The sequence below is a fragment of the Streptomyces sp. NPDC048142 genome (genome assembly GCF_043202835.1).
Classification (GTDB): Bacteria; Actinomycetota; Actinomycetes; order Streptomycetales; family Streptomycetaceae; genus Streptomyces.
In genome coordinates, this window is sequence record NZ_JBIDBC010000016.1 from 23546 (window position 1) to 38829 (window position 15284).

At 74.1% G+C, this 15284-nt stretch carries 8 protein-coding genes; 2 read left to right on the forward strand and 6 right to left on the reverse strand.

Features of this window, described 5'->3' with window-relative positions; all coding sequences use genetic code 11:
• Positions 1-77: 77 nt before the first annotated feature.
• The 4 genes from ACGF2Y_RS20800 to ACGF2Y_RS20815 all read right to left on the reverse strand — a co-directional run bounded on the left by ACGF2Y_RS20800 (position 78) and on the right by ACGF2Y_RS20815 (position 6030).
• Positions 78-3623 (reverse strand): ATP-binding protein, encoded by a 3546-nt coding sequence (locus ACGF2Y_RS20800; protein WP_392949443.1) that lies wholly within the window; start codon positions 3621-3623, stop codon positions 78-80.
• A gap of 77 nt (positions 3624-3700) precedes the next feature.
• Positions 3701-4123 carry a universal stress protein gene (locus tag ACGF2Y_RS20805; RefSeq protein ID WP_392949446.1) on the reverse strand — a complete coding sequence of 141 codons (423 nt, stop codon included), beginning with the start codon at positions 4121-4123 and terminating at the stop codon, positions 3701-3703.
• Between the two features lie 150 nt (positions 4124-4273).
• A complete protein-coding gene (locus ACGF2Y_RS20810) occupies positions 4274-4933 on the reverse strand; it encodes a CE1759 family FMN reductase (RefSeq protein WP_392949449.1) in 660 nt (219 codons plus the stop codon).
• A gap of 5 nt (positions 4934-4938) precedes the next feature.
• Positions 4939-6030, reverse strand: coding sequence for an LLM class flavin-dependent oxidoreductase (locus ACGF2Y_RS20815; protein ID WP_392949452.1), 1092 nt, complete (start codon positions 6028-6030; stop codon positions 4939-4941).
• Positions 6031-6184: 154 nt separating this feature from the next.
• On the opposite strand from ACGF2Y_RS20815, the gene ACGF2Y_RS20820 reads away from it, so the two are divergent.
• Both ACGF2Y_RS20820 and trpS read left to right on the forward strand, forming a co-directional pair.
• Complete coding sequence (locus ACGF2Y_RS20820) at positions 6185-6325, forward strand: DUF6126 family protein (protein ID WP_392949453.1); 141 nt, start codon at positions 6185-6187, stop codon at positions 6323-6325.
• A gap of 339 nt (positions 6326-6664) precedes the next feature.
• Positions 6665-7747 carry a tryptophan--tRNA ligase gene (gene trpS, locus ACGF2Y_RS20825; protein ID WP_392949455.1) on the forward strand — a complete coding sequence of 361 codons (1083 nt, stop codon included), beginning with the start codon at positions 6665-6667 and terminating at the stop codon, positions 7745-7747.
• 26 nt (positions 7748-7773) lie between these two features.
• Here the strand turns inward: trpS and ACGF2Y_RS20830 are convergent, their stop codons facing one another.
• Positions 7774-9765 (reverse strand): NAD-binding protein, encoded by a 1992-nt coding sequence (locus tag ACGF2Y_RS20830; RefSeq protein WP_392949458.1) that lies wholly within the window; start codon positions 9763-9765, stop codon positions 7774-7776.
• A 30-nt stretch (positions 9766-9795) separates the two neighbouring features.
• Positions 9796-14883 carry a DNA repair ATPase gene (locus tag ACGF2Y_RS20835; RefSeq protein WP_392949461.1) on the reverse strand — a complete coding sequence of 1696 codons (5088 nt, stop codon included), beginning with the start codon at positions 14881-14883 and terminating at the stop codon, positions 9796-9798.
• Between the last annotated feature and the right edge of the window lie 401 nt (positions 14884-15284).

The window sequence follows — 15284 nt, forward strand, 5'->3', positions numbered from 1 at the left end:
GTTCCGGGAGGCCCGGAGCGGACGGAGCCGGGCACTCCGCACCGCCCCAGCGTTCCGGAACGCTGGGGCGGTGCGGGTCAGAGCCGCCAGTCGGGGGAGTGTCCGGGCCGGTAGGCGCAGGTGGTCCCGGTCGTCACGGAGGCCTTCAGGTGGGCCGCCAGCGCGGGGTGCAGGGTGTCCAGCTTGCGCAGGGTGTCGCGGATCCGGGCGGTGACCGTCTTGCGGGCCCGTTCGGTCTGGTCGCCCAGCCGGCGGGACCGGCCGCCGAGCCCGGCCGCGGTGCGGAGCTCGTCGAGGAGGGCCTGCCGCTCCCGGTCGTACTTCTCGGCCAGCCCGGCGTCGTCCCGGGCGGCGGCTCGGTCTATCTCGGCGTCCAGCCGGGCCAGGTGTTCCTTGTAGCGGCGCTTGGCCTCCTCGTCGAGTACCGGATCGCCGCCGAGCTGCCCGGCGGCGACGACGAGGTCCCCGCCCTCGGGCGCGAGGAGCTGGACGGCCGGCACGTCGGCGCCGGGCAGTCCCAGCAGGCTGTGCAGGTCCCGCAGACCCTTGGCGTCCGGGACGTGCACGGTCACCCCGTCCCAGCGCAGCTGCCACACCGGCCCGATCCGCCGGAACTCGGCGGACAGCACGGCCCCGGTCCCGGCCCCGGTCCTGGCGGCGGTCCCGGCAGTGACAGGAGCGGTGGTGGCAGCAGCGGGGGTGGGCGGTGCCGTACGGAGGGCCGAGGCCTCGGCCTCCACATGGTCCAGGCCCAACTCGCCGGCCTCCCGCGCCACTTCACCGAGCAGCCGACGAGCCCGCCCGGCGTCACCGGCACCGGCATCGCCGGCCGCACCTGCGCGGGCGAGGAGGGAGCGGGCCAGGCACAGCCGGGCCCGTACGGCCCAGGGGCGGGCGCCGAGGCGGTCCGAGGAGGCGGCGGCCCCGGTGAGCGCCGCCACCGCCGCGTCCTGGTCGTCGCGCGCGGCGGCGAGCATCCCGAGCCAGAGATCGACGGGGCCGCCGATGTCGCACCCGTACAGCGAGACGATCCACTGGCCCGTGTACGGGGTCAGCTCGTCCTCCGCCCGGGAGATGAGCCGTGGGTCGCCCGTCACCGCGGCCGTCTGGGCCAGCAGCCGGAACCACAGCGGCATGAACGCCCGCGGATAAGGGGCGGCGCGGTCCGCCTGCTCGGCGATCAGGCGCAGCGCGGGCGTCGCGTCGCCCTGCTCCACCGCCGTGACCGACTCCAGGAGCCCGGGGTAGGGGTACCCGGTGCCCGGCAGCCTGCCGAGGATCTCCTCGGCCTCGGCGAAGTGCCCCTGGAGCAGTTGCAGCGCCCAGTGCAGGTGGTGCCCCATGAAGCCGAAGTCCACATGGTCGCTGCTCTCGGGGTCGAGTGAGTCGTCCCGCAGTGCGGTGGTCGCCTCGGCGAACCGGCCCCGCAGCGAGGCGATCAGGCTGGTGTCGACGGCGATGCCCAGGGCGAACCGGGGCAGCTCGGTCTGCTCGGCGAGCCGGACGAACGTACGGAACTGGTCGATGAAGGCCGGGTCGCCCAGCTCCAGCAGTGCCACCCACCGCATGGACGTCGCGTGCAGCTCCATGTCCTGCTGCTGAGTGCGCCGGCCGAAGACGGTCATCTCGTCGGTCAGCCCGAGCCGCTCCACCGCCGAGCCGAGCCCCCACACGGAGTCGTGGCGCGCCCAGAGCGAGAAGGCGAGTGCCTCGTCGTCCGAGCCGCTCCGGGCCAGCGCCATGATGTGGATGGCCAGCTCCTGGGCGAGCCGGTCGTCGGAGAGGCTCTCCTGGCCCTCCTTGCCGGTGATCCGGCGGTGCGCCTCGGCGAGGAGGCCCGTCGGGGGCGCGTCGTGGCCGCCGAAGGAGCCGTCGCGGTGGAGGGTGATCGCCACCCGGGCGAGCAGCTCCGGTTCGTCCTGCTCCCGGGCCAGGGCGACCGACCGGTCCAGCAGGCGCTGCGCCTCGGCCGTCTCCCCCGCGTGCCGGAGCTGTCCGGCGAGGTCGAGACCGATCAGCGCGGCACGCCGGAGGTCCGGACCCCGGTCCGCCGGTCCGCCCGGCTCCCCCGTCTCGCCGGAGGCCGCCGCGAGGGCGCGTCGGTAGTGGCCGACGGCCTCCTCGTCGGCCAGGCGTCCCGAGGCGTCCCGGGCGGCTGCCAGCAGCAGGTCGATCCGGCGGTCGCGCTCCAGGGCACCGCCGGCGAGGTGGGCGTGCCGGGCGAGGGCGCCGGGCCGCACCGCGTCGCCGAGGCCGCCGTGCGCGTCCAGGGCCCGTACGGCGGCGGCATGGCGTTCGCGGGCCTCGGAGTCGTCCAGCGAGGCGTACAGCGTCTCGCGCAGCAGGTCGTGGGCGAAGGCGTACTGCCCGGACAGGCGGGGGACGACGACCCGGGCGACGACGGCCGCCTCCAGGAGCCGGTCCACGTGGGGGACCGGCGAGCCGTGCACCACGGCCAGGACCTGCCGGCGGAATTCCCGGCCGAGCAGGGCGGCGCTGGTCAGCAGGGAGACGACCGGCTCGGGCAGCAGGGCGAGCCGCTGCCGGACCGCTTCCCGTACACCGGGCGGAATGGTGGAGACCGGGCTTCCGCTGTGCCAGAGCCGGGCGGTCTGCTCCACGAAGAAGGGGTTGCCGCCGGTACGCCGGTGGACCTCGTCGACCAGCCGCGGTGCGGGCTCGCGGCCCGTCGTCACCGTCATCAGCGCGCCCACCTCGTCCCGGCCGAGGCCGGTCAGGGTGAGGGTCGCGGTGGCGCGCGAGACCAGCGGCAGGATCAGCTGCTGGAGCGGGTGTCCGGGGGCCTCCACCTCGACGTCCCGGTAGGTGCCGATCAGCAGCAGCCGCTCGAACCAGGCGTGCTGGGCGACGAATTCGAGCAGTCGCAGCGAGGCCGGGTCGGAGCTGTGCAGATCGTCGAGGACGACCACCAGCGGCCGGCTCTGGGAGACCGTGACGAGGGCCGTGGTCACCGCGTCGAAGAGCCCGAAGGCCTCGGCGCCCTCCTGCGAACCGCTGCCCTGCGAACCGCTGCCCTGCGAACCGCTGCCCTGCGAACTGCCGCCCTGCGAGCTGCTGCCTTGCGAACCGGTGCCTTGCGGGCTGCTGCCCTGCGAACTGCCGCTCTGCGAGCCGCCGCCCGGCGGACTCGTGCCCGTTTCCTTGCCGGGCTCGCCGCCGTGTGCGCCTTCGGAACCCGGGCTCCCGGCGGTTCCCGGAGCCGGAAGAGTCCTGGGCCCCGGAGCCGGAAGCGTGCTGGGTCCCGGACCGTCCGCTCCGCCCGTGGCGACGGTGACCGGGTCTCCGAGGAGCACGGCGAGCCGGCCGTCCGACGCCTCCTGGGCCGCCGCCCATTCCGCCGCCGAGGCGGACCGGCGCAGGCCGCGCAGGACCTGCACCCAGGGCCAGTAGCCGGGGGTGTTGTCGGAGTCCCAGCAGGAGCCGCCGACCACCAGCGCCCCGCGACGCCGCGCCTCGTGCGCGGCGTCGGTGACGAGAGTGCTCTTGCCGATCCCGGCCTCGCCGGTGACCAGTACGAGACCGCCGTGGCTGTCCGTGGCGCGGGCGATCTCCGCGCGGAGAACGCCGACGGGATGGTCGCGCCCGAAGAGAGCATGGGTCATGACCACACGATAGGAGCACCCACTGACAACGGCCCCTCGAATTCGCCGTCTCCGCGCGGCCGTTCTCTGCGGGGCCGTCAGTCGCGTACGACCGTCACCGGGCACGGCGCGTGCTGGGTGACATGGAGGCTGACCGAGCCGAGCAGGGTGGCCTTGAGGCCGGTGTGGCCACGGGCCCCCACCACGAGCAGGTCGGCGCCCTGGGCGCGGTCCAGCAGGGCCTGGGCCGGATTGCCGATGACCACGACCTTGCTGACCGCGGCGGCTCCCGCGGCGCCCAGGGCCTCCTCCAGCGCCTCGGTCAGGGAGACGGTGGCCAGGGCCTGCGGGTCGAAGTCCTCCGGCATGCCGGGCATCATCGACGCCCAGCTGGTGGTGGGGTACTCCCAGCTGTTCACGGCCTCCACCGTGGCGCCGGTCAGCTCGGCCTGGCGCACGGCCCAGTGCAGTGCCTTGACCGAGGAGTCGGAGCCGTCGACGCCCACAACGATCCTGCCCATATCTGCCTCCAGCTAGGTACAGCCCAGTACCGAGCGAGGTGCAGCCCCGTACGGCCCGGTACAGCGCCGTACAGCGCCGTACAGCGTCTGCTCTCACTGTAATCACATCGGACAACAAGGGCGGGCTGGTGTAGCCCGCCCTCGTCTGCCTCAGGCCGGCCGCAGGTCCGCGAGCTGCTGCTCGAAGGGGACGACCGCGTCCTCCCCGTCGTCCAGGCCCGGGGCCCGCGAGGCCCCGGAGACCGTACGGCCCAGGATCGCGGAGGCCAGCTCGCCGCCCGCGCGCCGGATCCGGGACGGCAGGCCCTCGGTGTACTCGTCGCCCGATGAGCCCCAGTCCTCCGACGCCGCGTAGACGGAGGTGGGCACCGTGACGGCCCGCAGATAGGCGAAGAGCGGGCGCAGCGCGTGCTCCAGGACCAGCGAGTGCCGGGCCGTGCCGCCCGGCGCGGCGATCACGACGGGCCTGCCGGTCAGCGCGGTGTTGTCGATCAGGTCGAAGAACGACTTGAACAGGCCGCTGTACGAGGCGGTGAACACCGGCGTCACGGCGATCAGCCCGTCGGCCTCCGTCACCGCGTCGATCGCTTCCCGCAGCGCGGCCGAGGGGAAGCCGCTGAGCAGGTGGTGGGCGATGTCCACGGCGAGGTCGCGTAGCTCGACGACCTGGACCTCGACGTTGCGGTCCTGCTCGGCCGCGAGGCGCTCGCGGGCGGCGGCGGCCAGCCGGTCGGCCAGCAGCCGGGTGGAGGACGGCCGGCCGAGTCCGGCCGAGACGGCGACGATGCGCAGGGGCGTGGTGGCGAACATCGGGGTCAGGTCCCCTTCCTGGCTGCTCGGGCGGCGGCGACCGCCGGGTGGACGGGCGCGGACTCCGGCACTCCGGCCGGCCGCAGGTCGGCGAACTCCTTGCGCAGCACCGGCACGACCTCCTCGCCGAGGATGTCGAGCTGCTCCAGGACGGTCTTCAGCGGGAGCCCCGCGTGGTCCATCAGGAACAGCTGGCGCTGGTAGTCGCCGACCTCCTTCCGGAACGTCAGCGTCCGCTCGATGACCTCCTGCGGGGAGCCCACCGTCAGCGGGGTCTCGCGGGTGAAGTCCTCCAGGGACGGGCCGTGGCCGTAGACCGGCGCGTTGTCGAAGTACGGGCGGAACTCCCGTACCGCGTCCTGCGAGTTCCTGCGCATGAACACCTGTCCGCCGAGCCCGACGATGGCCTGTTCGGCGGTGCCGTGCCCGTAGTGGGCGTAGCGGCGGCGGTAGAGGTCGACCATCTTCTTCGTGTGCTCCATGGGCCAGAAGATGTTGTTGTGGAAGAAGCCGTCGCCGTAGTACGCGGCCTGCTCGGCGATCTCGGGGGAGCGGATGGAGCCGTGCCAGACGAACGGCGGGACGCCGTCCAGCGGGCGCGGGGTGGCGGTGAAGGACTGGAGCGGCGTACGGAACTTGCCCTCCCAGTCCACGACGTCCTCGCGCCACAGCTTGTGCAGCAGGGCGTAGTTCTCGATGGCCATCGGGATGCCCTGGCGGATGTCCTTGCCGAACCACGGATAGACCGGTCCGGTGTTGCCCCGGCCCATCATCAGGTCGACGCGGCCGTCCGCGAGGTGCTGGAGGGTGGCGTAGTCCTCGGCGATCTTCACCGGGTCGTTGGTGGTGATCAGCGTGGTGGAGGTGGACAGGATCAGGTTCTCGGTGCGGGCGGCGATGTAGCCGAGGGTCGTCGTCGGGGAGGACGGGACGAACGGCGGGTTGTGGTGCTCGCCGGTCGCGAAGACGTCCAGGCCGACCTCCTCGGCCTTCTGCGCGATGGCCAGGGTCGCCTTGATCCGGTCGTTCTCCGTGGGGGTGCGGCCGGTGGTCGGGTCGGTCGTGACGTCCCCGACGGTGAAGATCCCGAACTGCATGGCGTCCGCCTTCCTGGTCCCGGCCGGGAATCCGGAGACCCTGACCGATTTAGTTGAACGTTGAACTACACCCTACAACGGGACCCCCCTCCGTCCTATTCCACCTGTTCCACGCGGCTGGGGCGTCCATCCGGGGCGCACGTACTCTGGAACGGTGAGCGAGCGGGAGAGCGACAACGAGGAGTGGAAAGCGCGCGGAGTGTTCCTGCGCGTCTTCGTCTATGTCTTCGCGACGCACCTGTTCGCCGGCTTCATCTGGCTTCTCTTCTACGTGGGCGGGCACGCCCCGAAGTGACGCGGACGGCCTCCGCGCCGGACGGCCTCCGCGCCGGACGGCCTCCGCGCCGGATTCGCTCCGCGCCGGACTGGCTCCGCGCCGGGCCGGGCTCGTACACTGAGGCCATGATCTCCGTCCCGTGCCGACGCTGGTGGCGCTCCTCATAGGAGCGGCCGCAGCATCTGCACGGAACCAGGGCCGTTCGACATGGACGGCCCTTTTCGCTGCCCTTGTACGGCACCTCGTACGGCACCTCGTACGGCACCTCGTACGGCGCGGACACGGAGACCGAGCGCAGCGGCGCACCGGCGGGGCCGTCCTCCACGCATCCACCCACGCGAGGAGAGACCAGACCCCATGAGCACCGCACCCACAACCACATCCACCTCCGTACCCACAACCACCACCACCCCCGCCGAGCGCCGCAGCGCCGAGCTGGAGCAGCGGCTGACCCGGGACCCCGCCCGCTTCCGGGTCCTCACCGGGGACCGCCCCACCGGCCGCCTGCACCTCGGGCACTACTTCGGCACCCTGCGCAACCGGGTCCGCCTCCAGGGCCTCGGCCTGGACGTGTTCGTCCTGATCGCCGACTACCAGGTGCTCACCGACCGGGACACCGCCGAGCGGCTCCAGGAGTACACCGACGGGCTGCTGCTCGACTACCTGGCCCTCGGCATCGACCCGGCACGGAGCACCGTCTTCAACCACAGTGCCGTCCCCGCGCTCAACCAGCTCCTGCTGCCCTTCCTGAGCCTCGTCTCCGTCGCGGAGCTGGGCCGCAACCCCACGGTCAAGGACGAGATCGCGCACGCGCGGCAGTCTTCGGTCAGCGGACTGATGTACACCTACCCGGCGCACCAGGCCGCCGACATCCTCTTCTGCAAGGGCGACGTGGTCCCCGTGGGCCAGGACCAGCTGCCGCACCTGGAACTCACCCGGACGATCGCCCGCCGCTTCAACGAGCGGTACGGGCACGTCTTCCCGGAACCGGACGCCCTGCTCTCCGCCGCGCCCCTGCTGCTGGGCACCGACGGCGGCAAGATGAGCAAGAGCCGCGGCAACTCCGTCCCGCTCTCCGCCACCGCCGACGAGACGGCCCGCCTGATCAAGGGGGCGACGACGGACGCCGACCGGCACATCACCTACGACCCCGAGCGCCGGCCCGGCGTCTCCTCGCTCGTCCTGCTGGCCGCCCTCTGCCTGGACCGGGACCCGCACGAGGTCGCGGCGGAGATCGGCGACGGCGGTTCGGCCGCGCTGAAGCGGACGGTGACCGAGGCGGTCAACGCCCACCTCGCCCCCGTACGCGCCCGCCGGGCGGAGTTCGCGGCGGACCTGACGTACGTACGGTCCGTGCTGCGGGAGGGCAACGAACGGGCGAACGCGGTCGCGGAGCGGACCCTGGGGGAGGTGCGGGAGGCGATGGGCACGTTCCGGTAGGTACGCGCGTCAGCCGCGACGGCCTCCTACTGCCTCGGCACCACCGTCCGCCGCCGCAGCAGCTCCGCGAGTCCCCGGCGGGTGGCGGCGATCACCACCCGGTCCTGGGCGCGCAGGACATAGCCGGGGTGCAGGTCCCAGACCAGGCCGGAGGGCGGCGGCGGCGTCGCGTCGCCGTCCGGGTGGTACGGCGGGATCGCGGCGAGGTCGGGGTTGCGGTCGGCGGGCGGGGTGGCGTCGATGGCCAGGACCCGCCAGGCGCCCGCCCGGAACGCCTGCTCGACCGTGCGGCCCTCCAACTGCGGGTGCCCCGCGATCTCCAGGGCCGCGAACAGCATCACCTTCCGCTCGACCGGGATCGCGCCGAGGATCTGCCGGCCCATCATGGCGCCGGCGAAGGCGGGGGCGGCGAGATGGGAGACCGAACGGGAGCGGGTCAGGGCCTGGGGGTGCGCGGTGCGCAGGGTGCGGTAGACGGCGGTCGCGAACTCGTCGTCGTACAGCCGCAGCGCCACCCTCAGGTCCGGCTTCACCGAGCGCGCGTACAGCGCCGCTTCCAGGTTCGTGGTGTCGTTGCTGGTGAGGGCGAGGAGGGCGCGGGCGCGGCGGATCTTGGCCGCTTCGAGGACGCCCTCCTGGGTGACGTCGCCGATGACGGTCGGCACGTGCATGGAGCGGGCCAGCGGGATGCCGCGCGCGTCGGGGTCCTCCTCGACGACGACCACGGGGATGTCGAGCTCGCGGAGCCGTACGAGGACCCGCGTGCCGATCTTGCCGAGCCCCAGCAGCACCACATGCCCCGACAGACCGCGCGGCGGGCGGCGCAGCGAGGAGGCGGTGCGCAGGGTGCCGAACGCCTCCAGGACGGCGGCGAGCAGCAGCGGGAGCAGGAGCAGCCCGGCGACGCCGGAGAGGATCTGGATGATCTGCCGGGCCGGCGGCGCCCCCTCCGCCGGGTCGTTCATGCCCAGCAGGTCGAGCAGGGTCAGATAGGTGGAGTGGATCGCGGTGTCCTCGGTGGTCAGGAGCGAGGCGACCACCAGGGCGAGCGCGGAGGCCGCGACGCCGAGGGCCGACCAGCGCAGCCTGCTGGAGAACACCTGGGAGAGCGGGGCGCCCCTGCCGCCCATGCGGGTGGCCGGACGGTCCGGGGCGGCCCGGCTGACCGCTTCGAGGACCACCGTGCCCCGGCCGGTCGCGGCGGCGACGGCGCTCTCGTCGGGCAGCAGTTGCGGGGCCTCGTCGCCGCTGCTGTCCGAACCCTCCGCGCCCGCCGGGTCGTTGGTGGTGGAGGAGAGCAGGGCGAGGGTGCACAGACCGGGGTCGGCCGTCTCGCCGGGGCGGGGCGGGGGGCGTTCGGCGGCGCGCAGGAGCAGGCCCTCGGCCTGGATGACCTTGCTGCTGCCGGTCAGGGCGGTGGCGGCGAGGGCCGGGGCGGCGGTGTCGGCGTCGGACAGGACAGTGGTGGAGGCATCCAGCAGCGCCGGGTCGATGCCGGGCATGGCGACGGCCGCCGCCTGGTCGAGCAGCTCCTCCAGGTGGAGCCCGAGCTTGCGGTTGTAGAGCCGGATCACCAGCCGCAGACGGGGGTTGAGGCGTCGGGCGGTCAGGGCGGCGCGGATGTTGCGCTCGTCGTCGTCGTAGACGAGCGCGAGGGCGGCGGCCCGGTCGACGCCCGCCTCCTCCAGGACGTCGTCGGAGGGTTCGGGCGCCTCCATGATGCGGACGGCCTCGACCCCGGCGTTGGTGTCGCCGCTGCCGCCGCCGTTGCCCGCGCGGTTCATCGCCGCCGACATCCGGCCGAACAGGGCGGCCGCCCGCCCCCGTTGGGTCAGCGGCGTCTCGGGGCCGCTCGGGTCCCGGCCCGGCGGCAGGAGCAGGGTGACCCGTTCCCCGTAGACGTAGCGCAGCTCCACGGCGAGTCGGCGCGCCAGGGCGTCGTCACCGCAGACGATCATGTGGCCGGTGGACGGCGGGCGTCCCGGCTGCTGAGGAAGTGGGGGCATGAAACCCAGCATGCCGTGACCCTCCCGGCTCGGTCTTCCCGATCAGTGTGGAGTGTTGGTGATCTTCGCACGGTGGTCGGGCGTGGCCTGATGGTTCACCGCGCCGGGCGGGTTCGCCGGGGCCGGCGGCCCCGTCAGCAGGTGCCGGGGATCCGCCGCCCGCTGGATCGCGCTCTCCACCGCCGCGATCCGGTCCGCGAGCAGTCCGAGCGCGGCCACCGCCCGGGTCATCGGGTCGCCGTCCGGGCCGCCGAGCGCCTGTGTGCGGACGTAGGAGGCGGTGATCGCCGCCCACCGCCCGGCCTGTTCGGCGGTGAGCGTGCCGCGCAGGGCGGCCAGCTTGAGGAGGTTCGCCTCGGCCCCGGTGGTGAGGGTCTGGGCCTCGCCCGCGTAGTGGTCGACGACGACGGCGGACAGCTCGTCGTCGTTCATGACCGGCACGATCCGCTCCGCGATCTTGTTCATGTTGCGGTAGGAGCCCTGGAGCCGGAACGGCGGTTCGGTGCGCGTGGCGTCGGTCTGCGCGGCCGAGGCGATGTACGCCGCGTTCACCGCGAGCACGGTGTCCCGGGCCGTGAGCAGATGACGCAGCACGGCCAGGATCCCGTCCAACTCGGTGGCGCTGTACGGGTGTTCCAGGTGCTCCGCACGCGCCGCCGGGTCGGTGCCGCCCGCCAGCCGCACCAGCAGCGCCAGGTCGTCCCGGGAGCGGGCGGCCAGCGGGGCGAGGACCGGGTTGGCGGTCAGCGCGTTCTCCACGAAGCTCAGTGCGAAGACGTCGTCCCGGCCGCTGAGGACCTCGCCGAGGTTCCAGACGTCGGCCCGGTTGGCGAGCATGTCGGGGATCCGGAACTGCTCACCCGACTCGGTGTACGGGTTGCCCGCCATGCACACCGCGAACCGCTTGCCCCGCAGGTCGTAGCTGCGCGGCTCGCCGTTCCGCACGCCCTCGATCCGGCGCGTGGCGTCGCACAACGGGATGAACTTCTGGAGCAGTTCGGGCGAGGTGTGCTGGATGTCGTCGAGGTAGAGGAGGGTGTTGTTGCCCGCCTCCAGCGCGAAGTTGATCTTCTCGATCTCCTGCCGGGCGGTGGCGCTCGGGGCCCCGTCCGGGTCGAGGGAGGTCACGTCGTGGCCGAGGTTGGGTCCGCTGATCTTGACGAGGACCATGCCGAGCCGGTCCGCGACGTACTCCATCAGCGTCGTCTTGCCGTAGCCGGGCGGCGAGACGAGCAGCAGCAGGCCCTGCGAGTCGGTGCGCCGGTCGGCGTCGGCGGTGCCGAGCTGCTTGGCCAGGCTGTCGCCGATCAGCGGCAGGTACACCTCGTCGAGCAGCCGGTTGCGGACGAACGCCGACATCACGCGCGGCCGGTGGTCGTCCAGCCGCAGCCGCCCGCGCTCGGCGGTCACCAGGGAGGTGCGCAGCCGCTGGTAGGCGCGGAAGCCGGGCACGGTGTCCGCGCGGAACGCGGCGGTACGGGCGAGGAGTTCGTCGATCCGTACGGTCAGGGCCCCGCCGCCCGCGATGCGCGGGTGGTCGCCGAGGAGGCCCTCCAGCCGCTCGGTGAGCGGCGCGTCGCACGCGTACCGCTCCAGCTCCGGGCAGAGTTCCACCGCCACGGCCTCCGCCAGGTCGCCGCCGCCGAGGTCCGCCCCGGTGGCCTCGGCGTACGGGACGAGCCAGCCCTCCACGAGCTGCCGGCGGGCGGCCAGGTCGTCGCCGAGGGCCGCCAGGTCCTGCGTGTACACGTCGGGCCCGGCGGCCCGGTGGAAGCCGTCGAGGAACGCCCGGGCCGCGGCGGACCGGACGAACCCGGCAGGTCCGCTCGTCAGCTCCTCGAAGAGGTACGCGGCGACGGCCCCGGGCCGGGCCCCGCCGGACGCGGCGGGGGAGTCCGCGATGGCCGCCGCCCACTCCTCCTGGAGCACCGCGATGGCCGGGGCCAGGCCGAAGGTGTCGCGGGCGCGGGCCAGCGACACCGCCCGCCGCTGCCAGGCCGTGCGCCCCGCGGCGTCCACGCCGTACGCCCAGAACAGCTGGGCGGCCGCCCGCGTCCCGGGCTCGTGGCGCAGCAGCCCGGCGTCCGCGTGCAGGCGCAGCAGGGCGGCCAGGATCGCGGTGGCGTCCTCGTCGTGGACGCCCCGCGTGTACCCCTCGTCGTACGCCTCGGCCGCCGACTCCCGTACCAACAAGGCCAGTTCGGCGTCCGTGAGCGAGGTGAGGCGGCTCGCCCCGTGCTCGTCGAGGAGCCGGGCGGCCAGGTGCTCGGCGCGGTAGACGGCGGCGTTCTCCGAGGGGAGCAGCTGCTCCCAGTACGGCCGGGCCGCCGTGAACGCCGGATCGGTGACCGGGGCCCGGTAGTCGGTCCCGGTCAGCGCGAAGGCGAGGCTCTCCCCGGCGGGCACCAGCGTCAGGTCGAACGGCTGGGTGTTCACGGCGAACCGGTGGCGGCCCAGCTTGATCACGGACCCGCCGTCCGCGTACAGCTCGGTGCGGTCGCGCAGGGCGCGGCCCGCCTCCTGGCGGGCCGCCTTCAGCCGCCCGTCCAGCTCCTCCGCCCGTACGGGGTCGCCCAGTTCGCGCAGCTCGCCGGCCGTACGGCGGACCTTGGCGACCATCGGGTCGGAGGCGAAGTAGGTGTGGACGGCGTCGAGGTCCGCCAGCGTGGCCACCCGCCGGGCGATGGTCTCCAGCACCCGTTCCGCCGACCCGGCCAGCCGCTCCGCGCGCCGCGCCCGCTCGTCCTGGAGGGTCTGCTTGCGCGCCGAGAACGCCTCGTACACCTCGGTGCGGCGCTCGGACAGCTCGGCGAGGAAGTCGTCGAACTCCGCGAACCGCGACTCCAGGTTCTCCAACTGGAGCAACAGGCGCGCCAGTTGGTCATCGCAGGTCTCCGGGGTGCCGGCGGCGGCCAGCGCACCCGTCACCGCCTGCCCGAGCAGCGCGAACTCGGCGGCGAACTCGGCCCGCCCCTCCTTCGACAGCAGCTCCCGGCGGCGCGCGTCCAGCGTGGCGCGGGCCCGGTTCGCGCCGCCCAGCACCTCGGCGATCCGCTCCAGGATCGAGGTACGCACGGTGGCGTCGCCGATCTCCAGGCCGGCGACCACGTCCGTGACGGTGGCCAGCCCCTGCGTCATCGCGGACAGCCGGTCGGTCACGGCGGAGGCGTCCCGCACGGTCTCCAGCGCACCCGCGTCGGCCACGAGCCCCGCGATGTCCTCGTGATACCCGTCGAACGCGTCCTCGCGGGCCAGGAACGACACGGCCCGCTGGGCGGCGGACGCGATGTCGTCCTCGGTCCGGGCCGACAGCTCCGCGATCCGCTCGACGTCGGCGTACCGCATCTCGCCCACGGTCGCCAAGTGGCCGTGCGCCTGGCGCAGTTCGGTCAGCCGCTCGACCCAGACGGCCGCCGACCCGGGCACCTCGCCGCGCACCCGACGCACCAGCGCGGTGATCCGTGCGGCGGTCTCCTCCAGCGCGTCGGCGGCCCGCCGGGTCAGCTCCTGTACGGCGGTGAACTCGGCCAGCACCTGCTGTGCGGTGGCCCGCAGCTCCCCCAACGGCTCGGCGAGCGAACCCAGTTCGGAATCCGACAGCCAGTGGTAGCGGTCCTGGGCGCGGGCGCAGTCGGCGGCGAGCTGCCCGTACACGGCGGTCGTCGGCGTCATGTCCCGTACGCCGTGGGCCAGGGCGAGGCAGTCGGAGATCCCGCGCACCAGGTCGGCGTTGCCGGTCCGGGCGAGCGGCCCGGTCCCGGCGGGGCGGGCGGCGGCGTAGGTGTCGGAGACGTACGGGGTCTGCCAGCGCTGCAAGGGGTGCACCCGGGCGGGCCCGTCCGGGTTGTCCCGGAGCAGGATCAGCGTCCCGTCGTCCAGGAGCGCGTGCCCGCGCCCGGTGAGCGGGGTCGCGACCTCCTGGCGGATCAGGTTGTAGGGGAGGAGAAGGCTGCGGAGGCCGTCGCGGGAACGGAAGACGTAGAGCACGTCCTCCCCGTTGGGCGAGCGGACCGCGCCCTCGAAGACCGGCTCGGTCAGCTCCTCGGCGGTGTCGAAGGTCTTCGCGGTGCCGGTGGTGAGGTAGTAGCCGCCGGGGAAGATGATCCCCTGGTCCTCGGGCAGCCGGTGGCAGGCGGGCCCGATGCCGTCCAGCCGCTGGACGGTCGAGAGCAGCGAGTTGAAGACCAGGTGCCGCCAGGCGTCCTCCTTGTAGGGCCGCACCCGCAGCAGCACCAGCGGCCCCACCTCGGCGTACTCGACGTCGGCGTCGGCCAGCGACTGCAACGGCTCGTCGACGGGCTCCTCGTAGATCCCGTCGGGCGACTCGGTGTCGTCGGTGACCTTGACGGTCAGGGTGCCGCCGAGCGTGTCGACGAAGAGCCCGCCGCCCTTGCCGATGGCGATGTGCGGATGCCGCCCCGGGACGTGGGCCTCCCGCCCCGCCACGGTCCACTCGAAGTCGTGGGAGGCCGGGAAGACGTGGTCGCGCTCGCCCTGCGCGTCCAGGAACGCCCCCGGCGACCCGTCCGCGCCCAGGGCCCACCGCAGGACCCGGATGTCCTCGGCGTTCTCCCCGGTGCGGAAGACGGCCAGCAGCTTGCCGTTGACGCGGCGCAGCCGCAGGAGGCGGGCGTCGCGGAAGTAGCGGTGCAGGGAGGAGAACTCGCGCCGGAAGTCCTCGCCGTCGAGGAGGGTGCCTTCCGCTCCCGGGGCGTCCGGCCCCGGGGTGTCCGGTCCAGTGGCGCCTGTTCCAGCGGCGCCTGTTCCAGTGGTGCCGTCCTCGGGCCCGTCGCCCTTCGCGCCGGAGTCCCGGACGAGGAGGACGTCCTCGACCCCGGCCTCCCCGCGCGCGCCCGGCCCCCGCTCGAAGCCGAAGAGCAGCTTCCCGCCCACGGCGATGAGATCACGCGGCACGGAGGCCCGCTCGGTGCGCACCTGTTCGGTGGCCAGCAGCCGCAGCCCGGTCGACCCGAACTCCTCGGTCCGCCGTGCGTTGAGCGCCTCGGCCCGCCGCACGAGCTCCCCGGCCTGCGCCGAGAGCCGCCGCCGCAGCACCTCGTAGGCACCGGCATCCACATCGCCCTCCCCGCCCTGCGGCGCGGTGGCGGTGGCGGTGATGTCGCTGTCCATGCGTACGGCTCCCTACGTGCGTGTCTCTTCCTGCGTACAGCCGGTCCGGCCCGCCCGGGGCCGTGGTCGGCCTGCCCGGGGCCGTGGTCGGCCTGCCCGGGGCCGTGGTCGGCCTGCCCGGGGCCGTGGTCGGCCTGCCCGGGGTCCTGGCCGGCCCGCCCCGGACCCTGGCCGGCCCGCCCCGGACCCTGGTCGGCCGCCCCGGACCCTGGTCGGCCGCCCCGGACCCTGGTCGGCCGGTCCGGGCCGGGGTCGGCCGGTCCGGCGTTCGAGGGTGGACCCCCGGGCCGTGGGCCCGCCTCCCGGCGTGCGGGGGCGGGCCCGGAAACCCGGCCCGTCCGGCGCTGGAGGACGAAACCCCCGGGCCGGTGGGCCCGCCCCTGCCGGGCAGGCCGGGCCCG

Excerpts from the sequence above, each read along its gene's own strand:
- ACGF2Y_RS20800 (WP_392949443.1), bottom strand. The coding sequence starts at position 3,623 with ATGACCCATGCTCTCTTCGGGCGCGACCATCCCGTCGGCGTTCTCCGC.
- ACGF2Y_RS20835 (WP_392949461.1), bottom strand. The coding sequence starts at position 14,883 with ATGGACAGCGACATCACCGCCACCGCCACCGCGCCGCAGGGCGGGGAG.
- ACGF2Y_RS20805 (WP_392949446.1), bottom strand. The coding sequence starts at position 4,123 with ATGGGCAGGATCGTTGTGGGCGTCGACGGCTCCGACTCCTCGGTCAAG.
- ACGF2Y_RS20815 (WP_392949452.1), bottom strand. The coding sequence starts at position 6,030 with ATGCAGTTCGGGATCTTCACCGTCGGGGACGTCACGACCGACCCGACC.
- ACGF2Y_RS20830 (WP_392949458.1), bottom strand. The coding sequence starts at position 9,765 with ATGCTGGGTTTCATGCCCCCACTTCCTCAGCAGCCGGGACGCCCGCCG.
- trpS (WP_392949455.1), top strand. The coding sequence starts at position 6,665 with ATGAGCACCGCACCCACAACCACATCCACCTCCGTACCCACAACCACC.
- ACGF2Y_RS20810 (WP_392949449.1), bottom strand. The coding sequence starts at position 4,933 with ATGTTCGCCACCACGCCCCTGCGCATCGTCGCCGTCTCGGCCGGACTC.